Origin of the sequence: Maricurvus nonylphenolicus (genome assembly GCF_042854845.1) — a bacterium.
In the GTDB taxonomy this organism is placed as follows: Bacteria; Pseudomonadota; Gammaproteobacteria; order Pseudomonadales; family Cellvibrionaceae; genus Maricurvus; species Maricurvus nonylphenolicus.
The window spans coordinates 4158547-4181293 of the sequence record NZ_AP031498.1 but is presented as its reverse complement, the minus strand read 5'-3'; the positions used below and the strand labels follow the sequence as shown (position 1 = coordinate 4181293).

At 50.5% G+C, this 22747-nt stretch carries 25 protein-coding genes; 8 read left to right on the top strand and 17 right to left on the bottom strand.

Annotated features, from left to right (window positions below; genetic code table 11):
- Window positions 1–25 precede the first annotated feature (25 nt).
- The 3 genes from ACGHZ6_RS18165 to ACGHZ6_RS18155 all read left to right on the top strand — a co-directional run bounded on the left by ACGHZ6_RS18165 (window position 26) and on the right by ACGHZ6_RS18155 (window position 5303).
- The gene (locus tag ACGHZ6_RS18165; protein WP_390615437.1) at window positions 26–1237 is read left to right on the top strand and encodes a saccharopine dehydrogenase family protein; all 1212 of its coding nucleotides are present in this window, start codon (window positions 26–28) and stop codon (window positions 1235–1237) included.
- A 65-nt stretch (window positions 1238–1302) separates the two neighbouring features.
- Window positions 1303–2784: a flavin-containing monooxygenase gene (locus ACGHZ6_RS18160; protein ID WP_390615436.1), complete on the top strand. Its 1482-nt coding sequence runs from the start codon at window positions 1303–1305 to the stop codon at window positions 2782–2784.
- A gap of 89 nt (window positions 2785–2873) precedes the next feature.
- A complete protein-coding gene (locus ACGHZ6_RS18155) occupies window positions 2874–5303 on the top strand; it encodes a TonB-dependent receptor (protein WP_390615435.1) in 2430 nt (809 codons plus the stop codon).
- A 123-nt stretch (window positions 5304–5426) separates the two neighbouring features.
- Here the strand turns inward: ACGHZ6_RS18155 and ACGHZ6_RS18150 are convergent, their stop codons facing one another.
- The 4 genes from ACGHZ6_RS18150 to ACGHZ6_RS18135 all read right to left on the bottom strand — a co-directional run bounded on the left by ACGHZ6_RS18150 (window position 5427) and on the right by ACGHZ6_RS18135 (window position 6969).
- Complete coding sequence (locus tag ACGHZ6_RS18150; protein ID WP_390615434.1) at window positions 5427–5957, bottom strand: energy transducer TonB; 531 nt, start codon at window positions 5955–5957, stop codon at window positions 5427–5429.
- Between the two features lie 104 nt (window positions 5958–6061).
- Window positions 6062–6286, bottom strand: a complete 225-nt coding sequence (locus tag ACGHZ6_RS18145; RefSeq protein ID WP_390615433.1) for a DUF3820 family protein — start codon at window positions 6284–6286, stop codon at window positions 6062–6064.
- Between the two features lies 1 nt (window position 6287).
- Entirely contained in the window at window positions 6288–6611 is a 324-nt protein-coding gene (gene yciH / locus ACGHZ6_RS18140) for a stress response translation initiation inhibitor YciH (protein WP_390615432.1), read from the bottom strand.
- Window positions 6612–6642: 31 nt separating this feature from the next.
- Window positions 6643–6969, bottom strand: a complete 327-nt coding sequence (locus ACGHZ6_RS18135) for a hypothetical protein (protein WP_390615431.1) — start codon at window positions 6967–6969, stop codon at window positions 6643–6645.
- Between the two features lie 143 nt (window positions 6970–7112).
- Here ACGHZ6_RS18135 and ACGHZ6_RS18130 point away from each other — a divergent pair, with 143 nt between their 5' ends.
- The gene (locus ACGHZ6_RS18130; RefSeq protein WP_390615430.1) at window positions 7113–7925 is read left to right on the top strand and encodes an ion transporter; all 813 of its coding nucleotides are present in this window, start codon (window positions 7113–7115) and stop codon (window positions 7923–7925) included.
- A gap of 21 nt (window positions 7926–7946) precedes the next feature.
- Window positions 7947–8267 (top strand): nucleotide pyrophosphohydrolase, encoded by a 321-nt coding sequence (locus ACGHZ6_RS18125; protein ID WP_390615429.1) that lies wholly within the window; start codon window positions 7947–7949, stop codon window positions 8265–8267.
- Between the two features lie 152 nt (window positions 8268–8419).
- Here ACGHZ6_RS18125 and ACGHZ6_RS18120 read toward each other — a convergent pair whose 3' ends face one another.
- The 13 genes from ACGHZ6_RS18120 to ACGHZ6_RS18060 form a co-directional block, all read right to left on the bottom strand.
- On the bottom strand, window positions 8420–9304 hold the full coding sequence (locus ACGHZ6_RS18120) for a UDP-2,3-diacylglucosamine diphosphatase (protein WP_390615428.1): 885 nt from the start codon (window positions 9302–9304) through the stop codon (window positions 8420–8422).
- 190 nt (window positions 9305–9494) lie between these two features.
- On the bottom strand, window positions 9495–10019 hold the full coding sequence (yjgA, locus tag ACGHZ6_RS18115; RefSeq protein ID WP_390615427.1) for a ribosome biogenesis factor YjgA: 525 nt from the start codon (window positions 10017–10019) through the stop codon (window positions 9495–9497).
- Window positions 10020–10053: 34 nt separating this feature from the next.
- Entirely contained in the window at window positions 10054–11412 is a 1359-nt protein-coding gene (mgtE, locus tag ACGHZ6_RS18110) for a magnesium transporter (RefSeq protein ID WP_390615426.1), read from the bottom strand.
- Window positions 11413–11534: 122 nt separating this feature from the next.
- Window positions 11535–11804 (bottom strand): HPr family phosphocarrier protein, encoded by a 270-nt coding sequence (locus tag ACGHZ6_RS18105; protein WP_390615425.1) that lies wholly within the window; start codon window positions 11802–11804, stop codon window positions 11535–11537.
- A gap of 34 nt (window positions 11805–11838) precedes the next feature.
- Window positions 11839–12699 carry an RNase adapter RapZ gene (rapZ, locus tag ACGHZ6_RS18100; protein WP_390615423.1) on the bottom strand — a complete coding sequence of 287 codons (861 nt, stop codon included), beginning with the start codon at window positions 12697–12699 and terminating at the stop codon, window positions 11839–11841.
- Window positions 12700–12814: 115 nt separating this feature from the next.
- Entirely contained in the window at window positions 12815–13279 is a 465-nt protein-coding gene (locus ACGHZ6_RS18095) for a PTS sugar transporter subunit IIA (RefSeq protein WP_390615421.1), read from the bottom strand.
- 3 nt (window positions 13280–13282) lie between these two features.
- Window positions 13283–13576, bottom strand: coding sequence for a ribosome hibernation-promoting factor, HPF/YfiA family (hpf, locus tag ACGHZ6_RS18090; protein WP_390619186.1), 294 nt, complete (start codon window positions 13574–13576; stop codon window positions 13283–13285).
- A 175-nt stretch (window positions 13577–13751) separates the two neighbouring features.
- Entirely contained in the window at window positions 13752–15353 is a 1602-nt protein-coding gene (locus ACGHZ6_RS18085; protein ID WP_390615420.1) for an RNA polymerase factor sigma-54, read from the bottom strand.
- A 240-nt stretch (window positions 15354–15593) separates the two neighbouring features.
- Complete coding sequence (gene lptB, locus ACGHZ6_RS18080; protein ID WP_390615418.1) at window positions 15594–16319, bottom strand: LPS export ABC transporter ATP-binding protein; 726 nt, start codon at window positions 16317–16319, stop codon at window positions 15594–15596.
- Between the two features lie 44 nt (window positions 16320–16363).
- Entirely contained in the window at window positions 16364–16912 is a 549-nt protein-coding gene (gene lptA / locus ACGHZ6_RS18075) for a lipopolysaccharide transport periplasmic protein LptA (protein ID WP_390615417.1), read from the bottom strand.
- A complete protein-coding gene (gene lptC / locus ACGHZ6_RS18070; protein ID WP_390615416.1) occupies window positions 16899–17486 on the bottom strand; it encodes an LPS export ABC transporter periplasmic protein LptC in 588 nt (195 codons plus the stop codon). The genes lptA and lptC overlap by 14 nt, the downstream gene beginning before the upstream one ends.
- Window positions 17487–17489: 3 nt before the next feature.
- Window positions 17490–18467, bottom strand: coding sequence for a KpsF/GutQ family sugar-phosphate isomerase (locus ACGHZ6_RS18065; protein ID WP_390615414.1), 978 nt, complete (start codon window positions 18465–18467; stop codon window positions 17490–17492).
- Window positions 18468–18518: 51 nt separating this feature from the next.
- Window positions 18519–19523: a calcium/sodium antiporter gene (locus ACGHZ6_RS18060; protein WP_390615413.1), complete on the bottom strand. Its 1005-nt coding sequence runs from the start codon at window positions 19521–19523 to the stop codon at window positions 18519–18521.
- A gap of 235 nt (window positions 19524–19758) precedes the next feature.
- Between ACGHZ6_RS18060 and ACGHZ6_RS18055 the strand changes: the two genes are divergently transcribed.
- From ACGHZ6_RS18055 to murA, 3 genes are all read left to right on the top strand, one after another.
- The gene (locus tag ACGHZ6_RS18055) at window positions 19759–20397 is read left to right on the top strand and encodes a phospholipid-binding protein MlaC (protein WP_390615412.1); all 639 of its coding nucleotides are present in this window, start codon (window positions 19759–19761) and stop codon (window positions 20395–20397) included.
- Window positions 20398–21160: 763 nt separating this feature from the next.
- Window positions 21161–21388 carry a BolA family protein gene (locus ACGHZ6_RS18050; protein ID WP_390615411.1) on the top strand — a complete coding sequence of 76 codons (228 nt, stop codon included), beginning with the start codon at window positions 21161–21163 and terminating at the stop codon, window positions 21386–21388.
- Between the two features lie 67 nt (window positions 21389–21455).
- A complete protein-coding gene (gene murA / locus ACGHZ6_RS18045; protein ID WP_390615410.1) occupies window positions 21456–22718 on the top strand; it encodes a UDP-N-acetylglucosamine 1-carboxyvinyltransferase in 1263 nt (420 codons plus the stop codon).
- The last annotated feature ends 29 nt before the right edge of the window (window positions 22719–22747 follow it).

Sequence of the window (22747 nt, the reverse complement as noted above, 5' to 3'; positions counted from 1 at the left end):
TTAGGCATTACTGAGGTGATAACTTATGAAGGTACTAGCATTAGGTGGATGTGGCGGCATGGGGCGCTACGCAGTACGAACGGCTGTGGATTTTGACGCTATCGAGCAGATTACAGTGGCGGATTTATCCCTGGTAAATGCACAGTCATTTGCGAGTACATTCGAAACCAAGGTGGATGCTGTACAGGTTGATGTGACCGATGAAGAAGGCTTACGTGAGTTGATGAGCAGCTATGATGTCGTCTTATCGACCGTCGGCCCTTACTATGTATTTGGAACCTTAGTATTGAAAGCCGCTATCGATACAAAAACTCACTATATCGATATCTGCGATGACTGGGAGCCAACATTGGAAATGTTGGAACTGCATCGTGAAGCTGAAGCCGCAGGCATTACCGCCATCATTGGTGCAGGTGCTAGCCCAGGCATCTCCAATATGCTGGCGGTGACAGCAATTAACGAGCTTGACCGTGTTGATGAGGTTTACACCACATGGGGTGGCGGTGGATCACTGGAGGACAGCGACGGTGATCTTGAAATCTCTGATGGAAACGGGAATCCCACCGCTGCCACTATTCATTGGCTGCAGCAATTAACGGGTACTATTCGTGATCATCAAGGGGGGCATTGCGTTGTTTCTGAGCCTCTTGTTAAAGAAGTATTGGAATATCCCGTTATAGGCAAGGCTGAATGTTACAGCGTTGGTCATCCAGAACCTCTGACGCTACCGCATTACTTTCCTGATATTAGACGCAGTAAAAACCTGATGGATATGCCGGGTTATATTATCCGGACACTGAAAAAAACTGCCGATTTAGTGAATAACAAAGGCGTAAGCCTTAAAGACGCTGCCCATTATCTGATTGATAAGCTGGAGAATGATGATGCATCTAGTGTGTCAGATGCGGCTTCCTATTATCTCAATCAACACCGTGACAAAAAACGTAATTTTTTGCCCGGCCTGACAGCGTTGGCGATTGGGCGTCGCAATGATAAACCCATGCGGGTTTCAGCTCATATCGAAGGCCAACCACTTGACGGAAAAATGGGCGCAGCAACCTGCGTGCCTTCGGCAATTATTCTAAATATGTTGTGCCTGGGAGAAATTACCAAGCGAGGTGTTATGGCGCCTGAAGGCTGTGTTGATCCTCAGCGTTTCTTTGAGTTGCTAGCAGGTTATATAACATTTAATGGTGGTTTTGATGCGAAGAACTATTTGGTCATTCGTCATCAGTAATCGACGCTGTTGTTAGTATTTTTTTAAGTATTAAATCAAGTAAATGCTTGGTTGGAGGTTGATGTATGTCTGATTCAGTAAGACAAGTTAAGGTTGCAATCATTGGCGCGGGTTTTGGTGGCGTTGGTATGGGCATTACGCTCAAAAAGCAGGGATTCGATGGTTTTACCATCTTTGAAGGAGGTCCCGAAGTGGGAGGGTCCTGGCGAACCAATACCTATCCAGGTTGTGCTTGTGATGTGCCGTCTCATCTTTACAGCTACTCATTTGAATTAAATCCGAACTGGTCGCAGGCATTTTCTCCACAAGAAGAAATCTGGGAGTACATTGGAAACTGTGCGCAGAAATATGGGGTGATGCCTTATATAGAGTTCGAGCAACGTGTAACTGCAACCCGTTTTAATAGTGAGAAGGGCGTGTGGGAGTTAACGCTCAATGATAACGAGCGGGTAGATGCGCGAGTACTGATTCAGGCCACTGGCGCTCTCAGTTTGGCGAAATATCCGGATATTGAAGGCCGCGATACCTATAAAGGTGTTCAGGCCCATGTAGCCCATTGGGATAATAACATTAATCTTAAAGGTAAACGCGTTGCTGTTATTGGTACTGGCGCCAGTGCTATTCAGGTTGTACCTACGGTGGCTCCAGAAGTGGAAGAGTTATTTGTCTATCAGCGTAGCGCTTCCTGGGTACTGCCGAAGAAAAATGTCCGCTTTAAAAAATCCACTCAGGCCTTGTGGAAGAAATTTCCGTTATTGCAAAAGTTTCATCGCCTGTCCCTCTACTGGATGATGGAAATGGCTGTGCCTGCTTTACTGTGGTTTCCAAGCCTATTGAAGTATGGGAGAGATGAACATAAAGCCCTGCTTAACGAAAGTGTCAGTGACCCTGAATTACGCAAAAAACTAACACCGGATTATGAGTTGGGCTGTAAAAGAACACTGATGTCCGACGATTACTTTTCTGCGTTTGAGCGCGATAACGTTGAGTTGATAACTGAATCGCTGGAATCAATTACGCCTAAAGGGATTATTACCGCTGACGGTATTGAACGTGAAGTGGATGTCATTATCTATACCACTGGTTATGAAACCGGCAAACCAGCGTTCCCATTCGATATTACCAATGAGCGTGGTGAAACCTTGCAAGATTACTGGGGGGGGCAGCCAAAGGCCTACTACGGTATGAATGTAACTGGCTTCCCGAATCTGGGGTTGATCATGGGGCCTAACGCGGGTCCGGGGCATACCTCGGTGCTGGTCTATCAAGAGGCTCAGTATAAATACCTGACCAAGTATATTCGCCATATCCTTAATAACAATGTTAGAGCGTTGGATGTCAAGGAAAGCAAGCTTAATGAAATGTTCCAGTGGGCACAGGACCGCATGAAAAACAGTACCTGGTTATCGGGTTGTGCCAGCTGGTATCTCAATGAGGATGGTACCAACTCCACCATGTGGCCAGGTTTTAGTTTTGAATATCTGATTAAGACCCGCCGTTTGCATTTGGATGCTTACAACCAGAGTCCTTTGGACGATGCCTGTTAAATAAGATTGCACCCGATTTGGAGCAGCGCACAGCGCTGCTTTGGATAACCGCAGTACAACGATAAAGATAACATTATGAGGAAGAGCCAATGAGAGATTCAAATACAAGCTTAGCTAAAAAGTATTTGTCTTTAGCTATTTTGTCGACATTGCCTGGGGTTTCATCAGTCTCGGCATCAAATGCAGAAGAAAAGCTCAACGACTTTATGCTTGAGGAAATTATTGTAACCGCACAGCGCCGGGCGCAAAGTCTGCAGGACGTGCCTATGTCAGTATCGGTGGTTGATGCGGACTTTATGAAAGGCTCCCGAATTAATACAGTCGCTGACGTTATTGACTACACGCCGGGTTTAACCGGGGCGGCACCGGGGCTGCTGGAACCCAAATACGCTATCCGTGGGATTAGCTCCTCTGAAGATATTGGTATCAGTACTTCGGAGAGTGTCGGAGTATTTATGGATGGTTCCTATTTGGGTAAGGAACTGTCAACACTGGCATTTCTTGATGCTGCGCAGGTGGAGGTATTAAAAGGTCCGCAGGGTAGTTTGTTTGGCCGCAATACATCCGCAGGCGCGATAAGTATTACGACCAATGAACCTTCCAATGACAAGAGCTTGGATATTACTCAATCCATTGGGCGCGCTAATAACTCTTCATCCCCGAGTCTTGAAACGACAATTATTGCCAATACACCGTTGATAGAAGACAAGTTACTTTTGCGGGCCAGCCTCTTACGTGAAGATATGAATGGTTTCTACGACAATGAGTATCTCGATCGTGAGGTGGGTGGTATCGATGGCTGGTCTGGCAGCTTAAGCCTGAAATACATCGTTTCTGACACGCTGGAAGTTGATTTCGATTATATGTCCGCAGATCGTCGTGGCAGAGGATCGGCGAATACGGTTACAGCGGGAAATTCCATAGTGGAATTAAGCAATCTAGCCAGTCTGGCTCAAAGTATAGGTTCTGACTTGGGAACTGAATTGGGGTTGGGGACTTTGGATCCCGCAATTGATCAGGCCTTTCTGCTAGATACCCCTGCAAATACACAAGCCTATGATAATAAAGTCTCTCATGATGTCGCAGCTCAGGAAATGATTCGTGCAAATTTATCTTCCGTTAAAGTGACGTGGGATATCAATGATTATAATACCCTGACAACCACGGTAAATTACGGTGAAACTCATGCAGCGTCTCTATCTGATATCGACGGTACGCCCGTTAATTTACTGACGTTGGATCTCGATGGCAGTGGCCGCGAGTTTAGTCAGAGCTTTCGTCTTAACGGTGCAGCTGGAGATTGGACCTGGTTAGCTGGCACTGTTTACTATGAGACAATAAACAAACAAGACTCTGTGGCTTTTTATGATGATGCCGCACTACTCCTGCAATCAGGTATAGCCGGAGTTTTGCCTTTGTCAGATCCATTTACCCCTTACACCGTCTGTGATGCAATGTCTCAGTTTGTCTTTTCTGCCCCGGCGTGTGGTGTGGGTAAAGAATCGAGCAAGGCTGCAGCTGAGACAGAAGGTTGGGGTGTCTACGGTGATGTGACCTATGAGTTAACCGACAAGGCTGCACTTACGTTTGGTTTACGATATTCCGTTGAAAAGAAATCCATCGAGTTCTCTTCTGTAGAGGCTGATAACTTCTATAACGTCTATGGCCGTGCAATCGTTGGTTCAACCTGGGAACAAGCTTATGGTGCTCCGACCGATGGCACCATCGAAGATGATGCGACTTACCGCAAATGGACACCGCGTTTTGCGGCAACCTATCAACTGACAGATGATGTCATGTTATTTGCCAGTGCCAGTACTGGGTTTAAGGCCGGTGGTTTTGATCCTGATTCTGTCGATGGTAGCTCCGGTGAGTTCGATGAGGAAAAGAACAAGTCTTATGAGCTAGGGGTTAAGTCCCAGTGGCTGGATAATCGTTTGCAGTTAAATGGAGCCTTGTATTACAGCGATTATGAGGGCTTGCAGGTAGAGGTGAATGAGAAGGGAAAATCCATTACCCGCAATGTGCCGAAAGTGATTAGCCAAGGTGTTGAGCTGGATATCCTGGCCAGACCATTGGAATCTCTGGATATTATTGCGTCCTATGCCTACAACGATTCTGAATTCGGAAGTTTCCGTTTTGAAAATAATGGTCAGACTGTCGACTGGACTGATAATGAGTTACCCCGAGCCCCTCAAACTACAGCAAGCCTGATAGCGCAATACACCTGGGCTATTCAAGACTTTGCAAACCTGGTTGTGCGCGGGGAAGGTATCTATACCGGTGATCACTACTATACGTTGCAAAACTCACCGCAAGAGCATCAAGGAGGCTATACCAAATACAATATGCGTATCTCCCTCAATGATGTTACTGATGTTTGGTCTGTTTCTCTGTTTGGCCAAAACCTAGGCAATAAAGAACATTCTGTGGCACGTACAGACGCGTTGGGCACAGGTGCTATCAGCGTACGAAATCAACCCCGTTTCTGGGGAATAGAATTCAGCTACAGCCTATAAAACTCCTCCTGTTATAGCTGATTAGGCCAAGCCAGGCTTGGCCATTTTTTATCACACCTGCTTTCTCTCGATCAGGCCGACAATTTCTCGGCCTTTGCAGCCCTCCTCGGGGGGCTTTTTTACTTACGTGGTTAAGAGACGATCATATTTTTTACTGAGCAGATCGTAGAACTGTTCACGCAGCTGCTGGATATCCAGCTTTAGATTAACAATATCCTGCTCAGTAATATCCTGGCGCCCCACATACACCTGTTTGCGAAACTGGGCAATTTTGGCGCCATAGAGGCGCAGATTCTTTTCCATGGCTTTCTCGCCCAGCATTAGCAGCTTGGCTTCCGCATCGGCCATCTTTCTAAATTCTATCACCAGCTCATTGTTGACACGGGTCAGCTCATCACGGCGTGCCTGGGGCCAGCTGTTGCCAAAGCGGGTGGACTCGATAACCAGTGACGAATATTTGGCGAATATATGGTTCACGTTACCGACGTCGCTGGAAATGGTTTCCAGGATTTCCAGGCGACGATTGGAGCCTGAGCCCCGCTGGGTAAAGCTACCGTAGCGGTTAGACAGCCACAGGGTCAGTCCGGCGATGATAGCGCCGAGTACGACCTGGCTGGAGGTCTCGATCAGTGGCCAAAGCTGTGCGGAATCCATAATGGCATCCTCTGACAAATTTCTGACGGATTAAAATCTTACAGAGGGTATTTGCAAGTAGAGTGCCAAAACAGCGCCAACATAGCGCCTAAAGCAGTGCTGGCTTAGCGGCGAAGCGGGTCGAGCAGGGGTTCCAGGCCGTTTTCCTTGACGATATGCAGCAGGGCTAGCTGTTTGCCGAGCTTACCTTCTGGGAAGCCCTGCTGGGCAAACCACACCACATAGGGTTCTGGCAGGTCGGCCAGTAGTCGGCCCTGGTACTTACCGAAAGGCATGGTGACGGTGACCAGGTCTTTAAGCAGTTGGGGATCGAGGGTTAAATCTTCCATCTTAGCTGCCCGCCAGTTTGACGGTATGGCCCTTGGCTTCCAACAGGCTTTTCAGTTTGTCACGGTCATCCGTTTGGATTTCGATAACACCATCTTTCAGAGCGCCGCCGACACCACACTTTTGTTTCAGCTCTTTGGCGAGCTTTTTCAGTTCGCCATCAGGTAGATCAAGGCCTGTGACCAGGGTGACGCCTTTGCCCTTGCGGCCTTTGGTTTCGCGCTTTAAGCGCACAATACCGTCACCTGTGGGGCGTTCGGCTTTTTCCTCTTCGGGTTTAATGCGGCCGGTTTCAGTGGAGTACACCAGGCGGGAATTCTTGCTCATAAGCGTTAACCTTGGAATGTCTGGCTACAGGTTATTCAGGCGGCAGGCTGCTCTTTTGCAGCTTTTGAGTAAACAGGCCGATCAGGGTAACAGCGGTACCTATGACAAACACGTGTTTGGGATCAATGGGGTCTACCTGCCACAAGTGGAACAGGGGGGCGAGTATTACTGCCACAAACAGCCCCATAGACACCAGGTTGTCGGCCTTTTCCGGGAAAACAATGCCCTGTTGGCAGTGTGGGCAGGCAAACGGCTTGCGGTTCAAAAAGGCTTTCAGCTTGCCATGCAGGCGTAACAGGCGCTTATCCATAGGTTCTTGGCAGTGGGGGCAGCGCAGGGGTTTGATCAGCAGGGCCATAGTCTGTGTTCGCGGTCAATCGTTGCTTTTAAAAGGCGAAGGGTACTGCCTGCAGTGCTCACAAGCAATGGCTGATCTCAATCATTGCTGAGGTGGGGTGGATCACATAGGATATGGCCCAAGGAACATGAAAGGAAACACCTATGCCAAGCGTCAGCTTAAAAGAACGCTTAAACGAAGTTATTTTTGGAACGGAAACCCCCGCCGGTAAGCTGTTTGATATGGTGCTTATTACCGCCATCCTGCTCAGTGTGGTGGCGGTGATGCTCGATTCCGTTATCTGGTTTGCCAACCTCTACCACCTTGAGCTGCTGTGGATTGAGTGGTTTTTCACTTTACTGTTTACCGCAGAGTACCTGACACGCATCTACTGTGCCCGCAACAGCTGGCAGTATATGCGCAGTTTTTATGGCATTGTCGATTTGATTTCAATCTTGCCCACCTATCTTGCGCTAATCTTTACTGGTGCCAACTATTTGATGATTATTCGCCTGCTGCGGGTGCTGCGGATTTTCCGGATATTAAAGCTGGTACGTTATCTTTCGGAAGCCAATGTGCTGGTACGCTCCATGTTGGCCTCGAGGCGCAAGATCTTTGTATTCTTCTGTACGGTGCTGGTGTTATCAACGGTATTTGGCTCGCTGATGTTTGTCGTGGAAGGCCCTGAGCACGGCTTTACCAGTATCCCTAAGAGTATTTACTGGACCATTGTCACCATTACGACCGTTGGGTATGGCGATATAACCCCGCAAACGGCCATTGGTCAGGTAGTGGCTTCCATGGCTATGTTAACGGGCTATTCTATAATTGCAGTACCCACCGGTATTTTGACCGCGGAATTGGCCACTGAAATGCAGCGCGAGCGTATTGGTCGTCAGTGTCGCAACTGCCGTAAAAGTGGCCACGATCGCGATGCCGAACATTGTAAGTATTGTGGTGCCCAGCTATTTGAATAATAAAATCCTTTCGGAGGCTATATGGATATCAAAGAAGTGCTCGAGCGGTATAACGAACTTTGTGAAGACAATGATTGGCAGGTTTACCATACGCCAAAAAATTTAGCCTCGGCGGTCTGTGTATCGGCCTCTAAAACCATGGAGCACTTTCAGTGGGTAACCGAGGAAGATTCCCTGAGTGTGGGATTAATCCCGGAGCGTAAGCAGCAGATCAGTGGGGAGATTACCGAAACGTTCTTTTACCTACTGGCGCTATCGAACAAGTTGGGGATTGATTTGGAAGCGGCGATTTTGGAAAAGGCGGAGAGGGACCGGGAGCAGCATGTGGGAGCGCCGGAGTAAAACCTTGACGTCGCCATTCCCGCGAAAGCGGGAATCCAGTTTTATGGCACTTACTTTAGCTATACAAAGAATTTGTTCATCTTGCACTGTGAAAATTGGGGCAATTCACTTTGTATCGCTGGATACCCGCTTTCGCGGGTATGACGGGATAATCAATCGGGAATAATCAACGCCGGTACATCATTTAACGATAAACGCCCCATACTCGCCCAAGGCAGTTCTTCTTTCTCATCCCAGACTTCTTCATCAACTAGCTCTTCATCATTGGATGCCAGAGGTTGTTGATTGGCAGAATCATTCTTCCAGCGTAGCAAATGAATATTGCCTTGTTCATCCTCGCCTAATGCAGTGCAGGACTCGACCCAATCCCCGGTATTGTAGTAGTCGATACCGTGAATCTTTTTCGCTGCAGCGTGGTGAATATGTCCGCAGATAACGCCATCGAAGCCCTGCTTGTGACAAGCGTAGGCTACCCCTTCTTCGTATTCGTTGATGTACACCTGGGCGCGACGAATATGGCTTTTTAGAAAACTCGCCAGTGACCAGTAGCCGTAACCAAAGCGTTCACGCAAGCGGTTATAGCCGCGGTTTAAAAACATCAACAAGTCGTAACCCTTGTCACCCAACCAGCGCAAGGAGTGGTGAATGCGTGCTACACCGTCGAACTGGTCACCGTGAATAACCAGCAGTTTACGTCCGTCGGCGGTGGTGTGGATAACCCGATTGCGCAGGCTAATATTATCGAATTGGTTGTTGGCGTATTTGCGCAGGAACTCATCGTGGTTGCCGCAAATGTAGGTAATTGGGGTGCCCTGTTTAGAGAGTTTTAACAGGCGGCGGACCACACGGGTAAAATCCCGATTCCAGTAAACGCCTGACTTCATGCGCCAGCCATCAATAATGTCACCTACCAGATAAATCTGGTCGGCTTCATGATGCTTGAGGAAGTCATTAAGTTGTGCGGCTTTGCAGTCTTTGGTGCCCAGGTGGACATCAGAGATCCACAGGGTGCGGAAGTGTTTTGGTTGTGTCTTCATCGCTATAAACACCGTGGCCAGTTTGGCTTATTGTGTTCTTGCGGTATGACACTTCTAAGACAGGGCTATGACGAAAGCATGACATCTTTTTCCGCCATTGTGAGGGCGCTAAGCGAGTTTGGGGCGATAATTGATCTTACTCGGACGGGGTCTGACCCTGCGGGTCAGACCCCACTTTTAAAGAGTAAGGTTAGAGCTCATCCATCAGTTCACGAATATAACGAAACAACTTGCGCGCCGAAGCTGGCGGTTTTTCCTGGCTACGTTCTTTCTGCGCCGCTCGAATTAACTGACGCAAATGCTGACGGTCAGCATTCCAGCATTCCTGTAAAAATTCACCCATCGCTTCACTGCCACCATCAATCAGGCGATCACGCCAGCGTTCAACCTGATGTGTACGCTGTACATTATCGCGGCCACGGGCTTCGATTTTTTCATAGGCCTGTTGAATGGCTTCGTGATCCGTTTGGCGCATCAACTTACCAATAAACTGCAATTGGCGGCGACGGCCTTCGCGACTTTTGATGCGGCGGCATTCCAGAATAGCTTCTTCCAGGCGCCCTTCCAGTGGAATCTGGTGTAGCAGCTTTTCACTCAGGTCGACGATCTTTGAGCCTAATTCCTGTAGGGCGGCCATCTCCTGCTTAAGCTGGGTTTTACTGACGTATTCGATTTCATCGTCTTCGTCGTGGGGAAAATCGTCGAACTTACTCATATGCAGGGTGAATCTCGTGTATCAATCGAAGGGATTAACTATAAAAATAGGTGGCCAGGCCCAGGAAGGCAAAGAAACCTACAACATCGGTAACGGTGGTTAATACCACACCGCCGGCCAGAGCCGGGTCAATGCTGAGGGATTTCAGTGTGATAGGAATCAAGGTACCTGCCAGCGCGGCAACCAGTAGGTTGATAATCATCGCTGCGCCGATAATCAGGGCAATATTCATATCATTCAGCCACAGGGCCACCATAATGCCCATAGCTAGAGCCATCAATAGACCATTGATCACGCTGATCCAAAATTCCCTTGATAACAGCCAGCCGATATTGTTTCGGCCAATCTGGCCCAGGGCGATACCGCGGATAACAACGGTCAGGGTTTGGTTGCCAGCAACGCCGCCCATGCTGGCGACAATGGGCATCAGTACGGCGAGGGCGACAACTTTTTCGATGGTCTCTTGAAAGGTGCCAATAACGGCGGCGGCGACAATGGCGGTAATGAGGTTGATACCCAGCCAAATAGCCCGGCGCGGTGTCGCCAATGATACCGGGGCAAAGGTATCTTCTTCTTCGTCCAGACCTGCCAGGCTCATCAGAGAGTGGTCAGCATCTTCACGGATCACGTCAACAACGTCATCAATGGTAATACGGCCCAGCAGCTTGCCATCCTTATCCACAACCGGTGCTGATACCCAATCATTGCGTTCAAACAGGTTGGCAACTTCGTTATCGGCCAAATCCGCATCGATGGGGTCGATGTCGGTCACCATAATCTCACGCACGGTGATAGTTGGTGGGCTGGTGAGTAATTTACTCAGCGGCAACAGTCCAACAAACTGGTCCTTGCGGTTAACCACAATCAGGTTGTCGGTGGAGGCCGGTATTTCATCGTGGCGGCGCAGATAACGCAGTACCACATCGAGTGTCAGGCGTGGACGCACGGTGATGGTATCGGTATTCATCATACCGCCAGCAGTCTCCTCATCGTAGGAGAGCACGGATTCTACCCGCAGGCGGTCGCGGGCACTCATGGCTGCCAGGACTTCACGGATTACACGGTCCGGTAGCTGCTGCAGAATATCTGCAACATCGTCGGTATCCAGGCCTTCGGTCACTTCAGCAACTTCGGCGGCGTCCATGCGGCGCAGGAACTGGGCCTGTACTTCGTCGGATAGCTCTTGCAGGACTTCACCTTCGTTGTCGACCAGGCGCCAAAGTACGCGGCGAGAGGGGGGAGGTGAAGATTCGATCAGGTGAGCAATTTCTGCCGGTTGCAAACCATTAAGCATGCGGCGAACCTGTTTGAAGGTACCGCTTTCCAGTGCGTCATTAATCTCGCCGAGTTGCGATTGAGTTTGAATCTGCAGATCGTCGGCGGATGTTTGCATCGGCACTCGCTTATCAAAAGTAACGGCTAAAGGGGGAGGTTAACTGGCGGCTATTCTACTGATCTTGGCGTTAAATTTACAGCCGCAGTTAGGTTGATGCTTTGAAGTATTGTTCGCCTTTCTTATTCGTCCTCGCCAAAACGATCGTTAATTAAATCGCAGATCGCGGCCATGGCTTCTTCCTGGTCCTGGCCTTCGACTTCGATATTAAGTTCGGAGCCTTTATTGGCAGCCAGTAACATCAGTGACATCACACTTTTGGCATCCACCAGTTTGCCATTAACGCCTACGCGAATATGGCTGGCGTAGCGGCCGGCCGTGGAGGCAAATAGCGCCGCGGCACGTGCGTGCAGTCCGAGCTTATTGATGATGGTGACCTGGTCTTTGAGCATAGGGGGCCTTGGCTGTTTGTTATTATTGTTGTCGCTAGGATTTTTTCGACAGTTCCCGATGTCTGACTTGGACATTATCGTACCCGCTGGTAAAGGCTGTATGCAAGCGTTCACTAAGGTACACAGAGCGGTGCTGGCCGCCGGTACAGCCGATAGCGACGGTTAGGTAGCTGCGGTTGTTGGCCTCAAAACGCGGGATCCAGCGCACCAGATAATCATGAATATCGGTAAACATATCGTTGACATCATCCTGCTCCGAGAGGAAGTCGATTACTGGCTGATCTTTTCCTGTATAGGGGCGCAGATGGGGTTTCCAGTAGGGATTTGGCAGACAGCGTACGTCGAACACCAAATCCACATCGACGGGAATGCCGTGTTTAAAACCAAATGACTGGAATTGAATCGCCATGCCCGGCGCTTCGTTGCCCAGTACACGCTGTTTCACCAGGTCACGCAGTTCATGCAGACTGAGGTTGGTGGTGTCGATAACCAGGTCGGCGCAGTCGGCAATGGGCTCTAGCAGTGTGCGTTCGTGCTCAATAGCGGTTTTTAAGTCGGTTTGATCATCGCTGAGCGGGTGCTTGCGGCGTGTTTCACTAAAGCGTTGAATCAGCTTGGGGCTTCGAGCATCTAGGAACATGACCTCACAGCTAAGGCCCGGTACGCTGGTACTTTTTAACAGGTCGGGGAATTGGGTGAGTTCCTTCCAGGTATTACGGGCGTCGATGCTGACAGCAAAGCGCTGTTCCTCCGGGTGCTGCTGTAGTTGTTGAACCAGAGCGGGCAGCATACTGGCGGGCAGGTTATCGATGCAGTTGAAGCCTACATCTTCCAGCACGTGCAGAGCGGTACTTTTGCCAGAGCCAGAGCGGCCACTGATAATAATCAGACGCATAGGTTAAGTGTCCTTACTGGCATCGGCGTTGGCCGGTGCCTTAATCACTGGAGAATACCTCTATAAGTTAACCTAAACTGCGCGAATGACAAAATTACGACAAGATCAGGTCAGATTACGGTGTGACTGTGGTGGTACCTACGGCGGCGTCAAACAACGCCTGATTATTATCGGCGCGACGCAGTTCGGCTAAATAGCCCGGATTACTGAATTTTTCCGCCAGGCCTGCCAGGGTTTGCAGGTGTTCGTCATTGGCTTCATCCGGAACCAGCAGGGCGAAGATAATGTCGACCGGTTCACCGTCAATGGCATCAAAATCGATAGGGTCTTGCAGGGTAATCAGGGCTCCCAGAGTACCGCTACAGTTGGCCAGGCGGCAGTGGGGGATGGCAATGCCTTTACCTATGCCTGTGGAACCCAGGCGTTCGCGGGCGATCAGGCTGCTGAAAAGCTCATCGGCATTGAGTGTGGGTATATCGGCAGCAATATGATGGGCCAGCGTTTCTAGCGCGCGTTTCTTACTGCCGCCCTGGGCGCCGCACAATACGCGGCGTGGGCTGAGAATGGATTGTACTTCCATAGACTAACGGTGGTTACTTCGCTGTTTCTCTTTGTACTTAATCAGTTGGCGATCCAGTTTGTCGGTAAGCAGGTCGATAGCTGCATACAGATCCTCGGACTCAGAGTTGGCAAAAAAGTCTTTGCCGCTGACATGAACGGATGCCTCTGCCTTTTGTATAAGTTTATCAACAGACAGTATGACATTGGTACTGGTAATTCTATCATGATGGCGTTCGAGCCGACTGAGTTTGTTATTGACGTAGTCTTTGATGGGTTGAGTCAGGTCGACGTGATGGCCACTGATATTGATGTGCATATGTTGCTCCTCGCTGTCGTTGATGGCTTTTGACATCGTTGATGACTCCTATACCCGGTATGGGTATAGGGAGAACCTCTTTTCAGTCTCAGCCTGGATCACCGGGCTGGTCTTGCCTTGTTCTCTTCCATCCTAGCGTGCGTAGCGAGGCGCCTTATTGATGTATATCAGGCCCTTAAACCAGTCGCTTACGCTCGTTGGAGGCGGGAATATTGAGTGATTCCCGATACTTGGCGATGGTTCGCCGGGCCACCTTGATGCCCTGTTCGGCCAGCAGGGTGGCAATTTTACTGTCGCTGAGGGGTTTTTTCGGGTTTTCGGCGGCCACCAGTTTTTTGATGATGGCGCGAATCGCCGTTGAAGAGCATTCACCGCCGGAGTCGGTGCTCACGTGGCTGGAGAAAAAGTACTTCAACTCGAAAATCCCTTGCGGGGTATGCATATATTTTTGCGTGGTTACCCGGGAAATGGTGGATTCGTGCATGCCGACCATTTCGGCTACGTCGTGCAAGACCAGGGGTTTCATGGCCTCGGCACCGTAATCCAGGAAGCCGCGCTGTTTTTCAACAATGCAGCTGGCCACTTTTAGCAGGGTTTCATTACGGCTTTGCAGGCTCTTTAGGAACCAGCGGGCTTCCTGCAAGTTGTCGCGCAGGAAGGTGTTGTCACTGCTGGAATCGGCACGTTTCACCAGCGAGGCGTAGCTGTCATTGATACGAATCTTGGGGGCAATGTCCGGGTTCAGGTTCACTGTCCAGCGGTCTTCCTGTTTGGAGACAAATACATCGGGCACCACATACTCGGTTTCACCGCTGTTTATCTGTTCGCCGGGGCGTGGGTTCAGGCCCTGAATCAGCTGGATAGTGTCGCGAAGTTCCGGTTCTTTCAGCTTGGTACGGCGCATCAATTGTTTATAGTCTCGGCTGCCGAGTAGAGGCAGGTAATCTTTAACTATCAGTTTAGCAGCATCCAGGAAAGGCGTTGCTGGATCATACTGATTGAGCTGAATCATCAGGCATTCGCTGAGATCCTGACTGGCCACACCCGGTGGATCAAACTGTTGTACTCGATGCAGAACCGCCAGCACTTCGTCTTGTTCCAGGCGTTCGTCTTCGCTTGTCTCTTCGTCGTTGAGCTGTTCGGCCAGGCCGGTGAAAATCTCTTCCGCAGTTTGGGAGAGCAGGCCACTGGGCTCCACAGCATCGATGATGGCTGTGGCAATCAGGCGATCAAGTTCTGACATGGGGGTGAGATTCAGTTGCCACAGCAGGTGGTCCTGCAGGGATTCCGAGGAGCCGCGGCGGGATTCGAAGTCGCTGTCTTCCGATTCCGGTGCGGCCAGACCGCTACCGCTAGGGGTGGACTGGTAAACGTCATCCCAACTGGTGTCGACCGGCAGGTCTTCGGGGATGCCCTGATCCCAGTCTTCGTTACCGAGGGTGGCTTCCGATTGATCGAGGGGTTCTTGCTGCTCTGCTGATGTCTCGTGGCTTAATTCCTGAGTGGCTTCCTGGTTGCCGTCTTGTGTAGGCTCAGTAGAAGCTTCGCTGGCAGAGCTGGCGTCGTTGGATGAATTGTCGTTACTGGTTTCAGTGGTCGATTCATTATTTCCACCGAAGTGCTCTTCTTCGACTTCGAGCATGGGGTTGGAATCAAGTGCTTCCTGAATTTCGCTTTGCAGGTCCAGAGTGGATAACTGCAGTAGGCGGATGGCCTGCTGCAGCTGTGGAGTCATGGTGAGCTGCTGGCCAAGTTTGAGTTGTAACGATTGCTTCATACTGGGTACGACAAGGTTAAATCCTGTTGGATGTCAGTGGTAAGACTGACATGTTCCATTTCGCTAAGTATGAAGTGTAGTCAGTGGCACGACGCTAGGCAATATTGACAAGCAAGCTTTATGCCGCTATGGGGGTTGCCTTGTTGTGTCTGGGCTGTGGAGAGGGTGGGTCGAGGCGAAGATACGTAGAGTTGGGCGCCAGTCAAAGCCTTGACGGCGCCATAAGCTACTTGGGTGGGCTTAAAGTGTAAATTGATGCCCCAAGTAAACCTCACGAACCTTGCGATTATTAAGCACGGTTTCAGGGCTACCCTCGGCAATAATATGGCCTTCACTCACAATATAGGCTTTTTCACAAATATCCAAGGTTTCGCGGACATTGTGATCGGTAATTAAAACCCCAATACCGCGTTCCTTTAAGTGTTGGATAATCTGTTTGATATCGCCAACAGAAATCGGGTCGACACCGGCAAAGGGCTCATCGAGCAAAATAAAATCCGGATCGGTAGCCAGGGCACGGGCGATCTCCACACGACGGCGCTCACCGCCGGACAGGGCCATGCCTAAACTGTTGTGAATATGGGTAATGTGGAATTCCCGCAGCAGCTCTTCTAGCTTGGTCAGGCGCTGTTTGCGGTTGAGGTCTGTACGAGTTTCCAGGATCGATAGAATATTTTCCGATACCGTTAGCTTGCGAAATACCGAGGCTTCCTGCGGCAGGTAGCCAATACCGGCACGGGCGCGACCGTGCATAGGCAGGGCGGTGATATCGTTTTTGTCGATGCTGACCTGGCCTTTATCGGCGGCAACCAGTCCGGCGATCATATAAAAACAGGTGGTTTTACCAGCGCCGTTGGGGCCCAGCAGGCCGACAATCTGGCCGCTGCTCACGGACAGGGATACATCGATAACCACGGGGCGGCCTTTGTAGCTTTTGGCCAGGTGCAGGGCACGAAGACTGGGCATAGGTTTTTCTTATTTATCTGGTTGCGGAGTTCGGTTGGCGTGCCTTAGTTGGCGGCGTTACCTTTGGGTTTGGGAGGAATTACCATCTGGATTCGCTGCTTGCTGGTGCGCGAGCCCCCAGAGGCTTTAACCTGCGAGGCCTTAATATCGTAATTAATGCGCTTGCCCGTCATGGTGGAGCCTTCCTGTTTGAGGGAGGCATCGTTGATCAGGTGCAGTTTTTCCTGATCGATAAAGTATTCAATGGTATTGCCCTTGGCGATCACGGTTTCTTTTTCCGGTGAAGGCTTCTGCTGGTAGTGCGCGGGTTTGCCCACGGCAATAATTTTAGTGACCTGATTGTCGATGCTGTGAATGGTCACCTTGTCGGCCAGAATGCGCAGGGTACCTTGGTCCATTTTTACCTTGCCACGGTAAATGGTAATGCCGTCTTTTTCGTTGCGCTCGGCAGAATCGGATTCGATATAAATGGGTTGATCGCGATCGGAAGCCAGGCCAAAACAAAGGCTGCTGGTGAGCAGCAAAATGGCGGTGGCGAAACAGGAGGCCAGTACACCGGTACGGCGGGTGGACTGTGGTTTAAATTGGCTCATGGATCCCTCTTACACGCGATAGCAATTCAATTCTGTCCTGCTGCAAAAACGCCTTCATGCCTACGGCTCGGGTCTTGCTGCCAGCGGTGTCAATCATAACAGGTTTGTCGGTTTCAGCGTATTGCTGCTCTGGTTTAAGACGTAGATAGGTGGTGGTAAGTTCCGAGCGTTTGCCATTGGCGTCAATTTGCCAGGCAATCACATCGCCCCACAGCTCGACAATCGTGCCATTCTTTTTAGCTTTACCTTGCTTGGCTTGCACATACCAGGGGTTGGCGGGGTCGTGGTGCAGCACCATATAGGGCGAGGTAAATTCGGTGTAGTCTTTTCCGGATTGTTTTTTGGGGTTTATCTGAAAGTGCCGGGTTTCTTCCGCATTAAAGGTGTAGGCCAGCTTGCCCTCGGCATCAAAGCTGGTGCTTTTCGCATCGTGCAGAACCGTTGTGGCTATATGCGCGGGTTTTTGCGGTTGTGCTTGCTCGCGACGGAACTGTGCCGGTGGTGATTCCCACAGAGTAATAAACAGCAGTGTCAGGGCAATAAGCGCGGTAATAGACAGCCAGTTACGAATCATGGGCTAGATAACACCCGCACGCAGAATGTCATGCATATGAATCACGCCGGTCGGTTGGTGCTGATCATCCTCGACTACCAGTGCGGTGATTTTGCTGGTTTCCATAATATTCAGCGCCTCGGCGGCGAGAATATCCTGATGGATGGTTTTCGGATTGGCAGACATCACATCAGCCATAGTGGCTTTGCTGATATTTAATCCCTGATCGACATGGCGACGTAAGTCGCCGTCGGTAAACACACCGCACAGATGGTTGTCGTTATCGACAACGGTTGTCATACCGAAGCCTTTTTCAGTCATTTCTACCAGAGCAGCGCTTAGAGGTGTGCCCTGCAGGACCTTAGGTACTTCACCGTCGCCGTGCATAATATCTTCGACTTTAAGCAACAGCTTGCGGCCCAGTGCGCCACCGGGGTGGGAAAAAGCAAAATCTTCAGCCGTAAAACCGCGGGCTTCCAGCAGGGCAATGGCAAGGGCATCGCCCATCACCAGGGTGACAGTGGTGCTGGAGGTTGGCGCCAGATCCAGTGGGCAGGCTTCGCATTCAATACTGATATCCAGGCGTGCATCGGCCGCTTCCGCCAAGGGGGAGCTGGGGTTACCGGTCATGCTGATCAGCGGTACATTCATGCGCTTCAGCAGTGGTAACAGGGTGACTACTTCGGCAGATGAGCCGGAATTGGAGATAGCAATCACGACATCCTGTTTGGTGATCATGCCCAGATCCCCGTGGCTGGCTTCGCCCGGGTGAACAAAGAACGATGGTGTGCCGGTACTGGCCAGGGTGGCGGCAATCTTATTACCAATATGACCTGACTTGCCCATACCGGTAACGATGGTACGGCCTTTACAGTTGAGGATAAGTTCGCAGGCGCGAGTAAACTCATCATCAATACGACTTTCCAGAGCCTGCACGGCACTGGTTTCCATGGTGATAGTACGTTTACCGGCGTTGATAAAAAGGTCTTTGTCGATGGTCATAAATTTGTTCTGTATCGCTTTTCTTATATAGCTTCTGCGCAGTATATCGATTTACTGTTGTGGGCTAAACAGCAGGTAATAGTAGGCGATATAGCCCAGCAGCAAGGCGCTGCCGATGCGTCTGCCCAAGCGTGCGTGCACGACTACGCCATCTGCTGCTGAAGATGCGCTATTACGCAACACATAATCGAGAACGATAGCGGCGGCCAGGAACAGGGTTATGGCAGCCATGGCTAAATAGTCGCGACTGAAGACTTCAGATCCACTCATATCCGTTGGGCCGAACATGCCCGGCACAGACATAACTGCGAGGATGTTAAAGATATTGGAGCCAATAATATTGCCCAGGGCGATGTCAGTGTGGCCTTTGATGGCGCTGACAACACTGGCCGCCAGTTCCGGCAGGCTGGTACCGACGGCAATCACAGTAAGGCCAATAATCAGCGGGCTTACGCCAAAGTGCTCAGCGGTGTTCTTGGCTCCCCATACCAATATCTCGGAACTGGCAATCAGAACTGCCAGGCCTGCAATAAACCAAAACGCAGCAGTGAGGGTTTCCATATCAGGAATATCACTGTCTTCCTCTTCCGGGGAAGGGGATTGTTGTTTGGCGCGAATCATTAACCACATCAGTGGGATCAGGGTGCCTGCCAGCAGTCCGCCTTCCCAGGTCACCAGAAGTGAATCGTAAAGCAGGGCGCCAGCCATCGCTGTAACTAGCAGAAGAATGGGGATCTCTTGGGTTAACAGGTGGCGCTGAATCGGCATAGGCGCAATCAGGGCGGTAATGCCTAACACCATACCGATATTGGCCAGGTTGGAACCGAGGGCATTACCGACGGCCAAATCGCCAGCGCCCTTAAGTGCGGCACTGATAGAGACGACAATTTCAGGGGCAGAAGTGCCTAGCGAGACAATAGTCAGGCCTACAATCAGCTTTGGAATGCCCAGGTTGCTGGCAATAGCGGCGCTACCGCCGACAAAGCGATCAGCACTCCAGACCAGACCAATAAATCCTGCCAGAATGGCTGCCCAGGAAAGCCAGAGCTCAGACATGAAAATCCCCTAAAATCAATGTGTTATAGCCTGTCTAGTAGTTGCTAGTATTGTGTGGCTATATAAATTTGGCTTGAAGGGCGCAAATGGTATAGTGGCGGGCTACGAAAGTCAGTAATAATTGTAAACCAAATGCTGACATGTGAATCTAACCGATGATGTGGGTCCGTTCATATCGGGTTCAGTGTCTCCGGCTTAGGGTGTGGACAACTTTTAGGGATAACTAAGGAATCATATGATTACAGTAAAGCAGCTGGCCAAAGTGGCTGGTGCCGTATGTGTAACGCTGGGAGTTCTGTTAACAGGAGCTACCGCTTGGGCTGAAACCCCTCACGATGTGGTGCGTGGTGTTACCACCAAGCTGATGGCTGAAGTGGAAGAAAACCGTCAGTTCCTGGAAACTGAGCCTGACAAGTTCTACTCCGCCGTTGGCGATGTATTGGAGCCTGTTGTGGACTTCAAATTTATTGCCATGAGTGTGATGGGCCCCTACTCCAAAAAGGCCGCACCGGAGCAAAAAGATCAGTTTGTTGAGGTGTTTAAAGGTGGTCTGATTAATACCTACGCCAAGGGCATGGCTGGCTTTGGTGACCTGGATATCGTGGTATTACCACCCGAGGGTGATATTACCGGCCAGCGCCGCGTAAGCGTTGTACAGGAAGTTCGTGGTGACGATGGTGGTGTAAACCGTATCTCCTACACCATGGGCAAGAATCGCCAGGGTGAATGGAAGTTGATCAATGTAGTACTGAACGGTATCAACCTGGGTAAAACCTTCCGTAGCCAGTTTATGCAGGCGATGAAAAAGCAAGGTGACCTCAACCAAGTGATTACTGAGTGGGCGGCGGAGGACGATACTGTTGCCGCTAACTAAGTTGTAGATCTTTCAAGAGTAGTCGGCAGTCTCCCTTCCCTGTTGTAAGGAGCGGCTGTTAACTCCGGAGGGCCTCTGACCCAGCTGTTGTTGGGCACAGGGGCCTTTTTTTATGTCTGCTTCTAGGGGTTAGGTTAGGTAGTTCTAAATACGGAGGCAGCCGGTAACGCTTCTCTTCGCGCCCATAAGCGGTCGGAAAAAGTCAGCGCTACGCCTTGTCTTTACAAGAGTCGCAAAAAACGCTCAGACAACCTCCGCGACTACCCTGACTTTTTCCGGCCGCTTAAGCATGGGCTGATTGCTACGAACAGCTGCACCGGCTGCCTCCTTACCTCTGTGCCACATCCGATTCTTGTTCATTTAACCAATGGTAGGTTTAGCCAAGGGTGATAGCTCCTATGACCAATCAGGCTGCGTTTAAGACTTGTACTGGGGCGGGAGCGTTGACGAGGACTGTCTGAGCGTTTTACAGCGAGTTCCGCAGTGCGAGCGCCCCAGTACAAGTCTTGCAGCCGGGAATAGGGGCTATCACCCTTGGCTAAACCGGGGTAGTAGCACTTACTAAAGACCATAACCGCCTGATTTAACAAGAATTTGAAGGCAATTGGCCCAAAAGACCAAAAACACACCGAATAATGTGACTTGCTGGGTGCGAAAAGACGCCTTTTTCTTTAAACTACGCCTCCTTATTTATTACCTTCGGACTCCTGTCTGAAAAGTCGAAAGTTGGCTGTGAAAGAAAAGCAGCGCAAAGAGGACAATCATGCAAGCAGAAGAAATCAAAGCCCTGTTAGAAGCCCAAATCGCCGATAGCGAAGTCGAGGTCTCTATCGATGGAAGCCACGTTAATTTGGTGGTGGTTAGCCCGGCTTTTGAGGGTCTGAATGCGGTGAAAAAGCAGCAGCTGGTCTATGCCGTGCTCAATGAGCAGATCGCCAGCGGCGCTATCCATGCGGTCAATATGAAAACCCTGACCCCAGCTGAAAAGTAACTCTTAAGAGTAATAACGCTAGACGTTACCCAATAACTATTCCAACTAACGGGTATGTAGGACTCTAATGGATAAATTATTTATTACCGGCGGCAACGAGCTGGACGGCGAAATTCGTATTTCCGGCGCGAAAAACTCAGGGCTGCCGATTTTGGCGGCAACTCTGCTTGGCGACGGTATGTCCCATATTTGCAATTTGCCCCATCTCAACGACATTACCACCATGCTGGCGCTGCTGCGTTCCATGGGAGTGGGCATTACCGTTGACGAAAAGACCAACGTTGAGATTGATCCCAACAGTATTAACGAATTCACCGCTCCCTACGAGCTGGTGAAAACCATGCGCGCCTCGATTCTGGTGCTGGGCCCTATGTTGGCACGCTTTGGGGTGGCCAATGTGTCCTTCCCTGGTGGTTGTGCCATTGGTAGCCGCCCAGTGGATATCCATTTGCGTGGCCTGGAGGCCATGGGTGCGCATATCGAGGTGGATGAAGGTTACATTCGAGCCAAGTCCGATGGTCGCCTGAAAGGTGCCCATATCTTTATGGATACCGTGACCGTCGGTGGTACCGAGAACCTGCTGATGGCAGCGGTGCTGGCAGACGGTAAAACCATCCTGGAAAACGCCGCTCGCGAGCCGGAAGTGGTGGATCTGGCCAACTATCTGGTAGCCATGGGCGCGCAGATTGAAGGTATTGGTTCTGACACCCTGACTATTCACGGTGTTGAGAAGCTGCAGGGCTGTCAGTTCAGCGTGATGCCGGACCGTATTGAAACCGGTACTTTCCTGGTGGCCGCCGCGGCTAGCCGTGGTCGCGTGAAGCTGAAAGATACCGACGAGAAAATTCTGGAATCCGTACTGCTGAAGCTGGAAGAGGCCGGTGCCCATATCAGCACCGGCAGCGACTGGATCGAGCTGGATATGAAGGGTAACCGTCCAAAGGCAGTGAATTTGCGTACCGCGCCTTATCCGGCTTTCCCGACCGATATGCAGGCTCAGTTTACCGCCATGAATGCGGTGGCCGAAGGTACCGGCACGGTGATCGAGACCATTTTTGAAAACCGTCTGATTCAGGTTCACGAGCTGAACCGAATGGGCGCTAATATCAAACTCGAAGGCCATACCGCCATTGTCACCGGTGTGGAGAAGCTGAAAGGGGCGCCGGTTATGGCGACTGACCTACGGGCATCTGCGAGTTTGGTTATCGCCGGTATGGTAGCCGAAGGGGAAACCCTGGTGGATCGTATCTACCATATCGATCGCGGTTACGAGTGTATTGAAGAGAAATTGCAGTTGTTGGGTGCGAATATCCGTCGCGTTCCTAACTAACAAGGTTAAGGCTACAAGCTTAAGGTAAA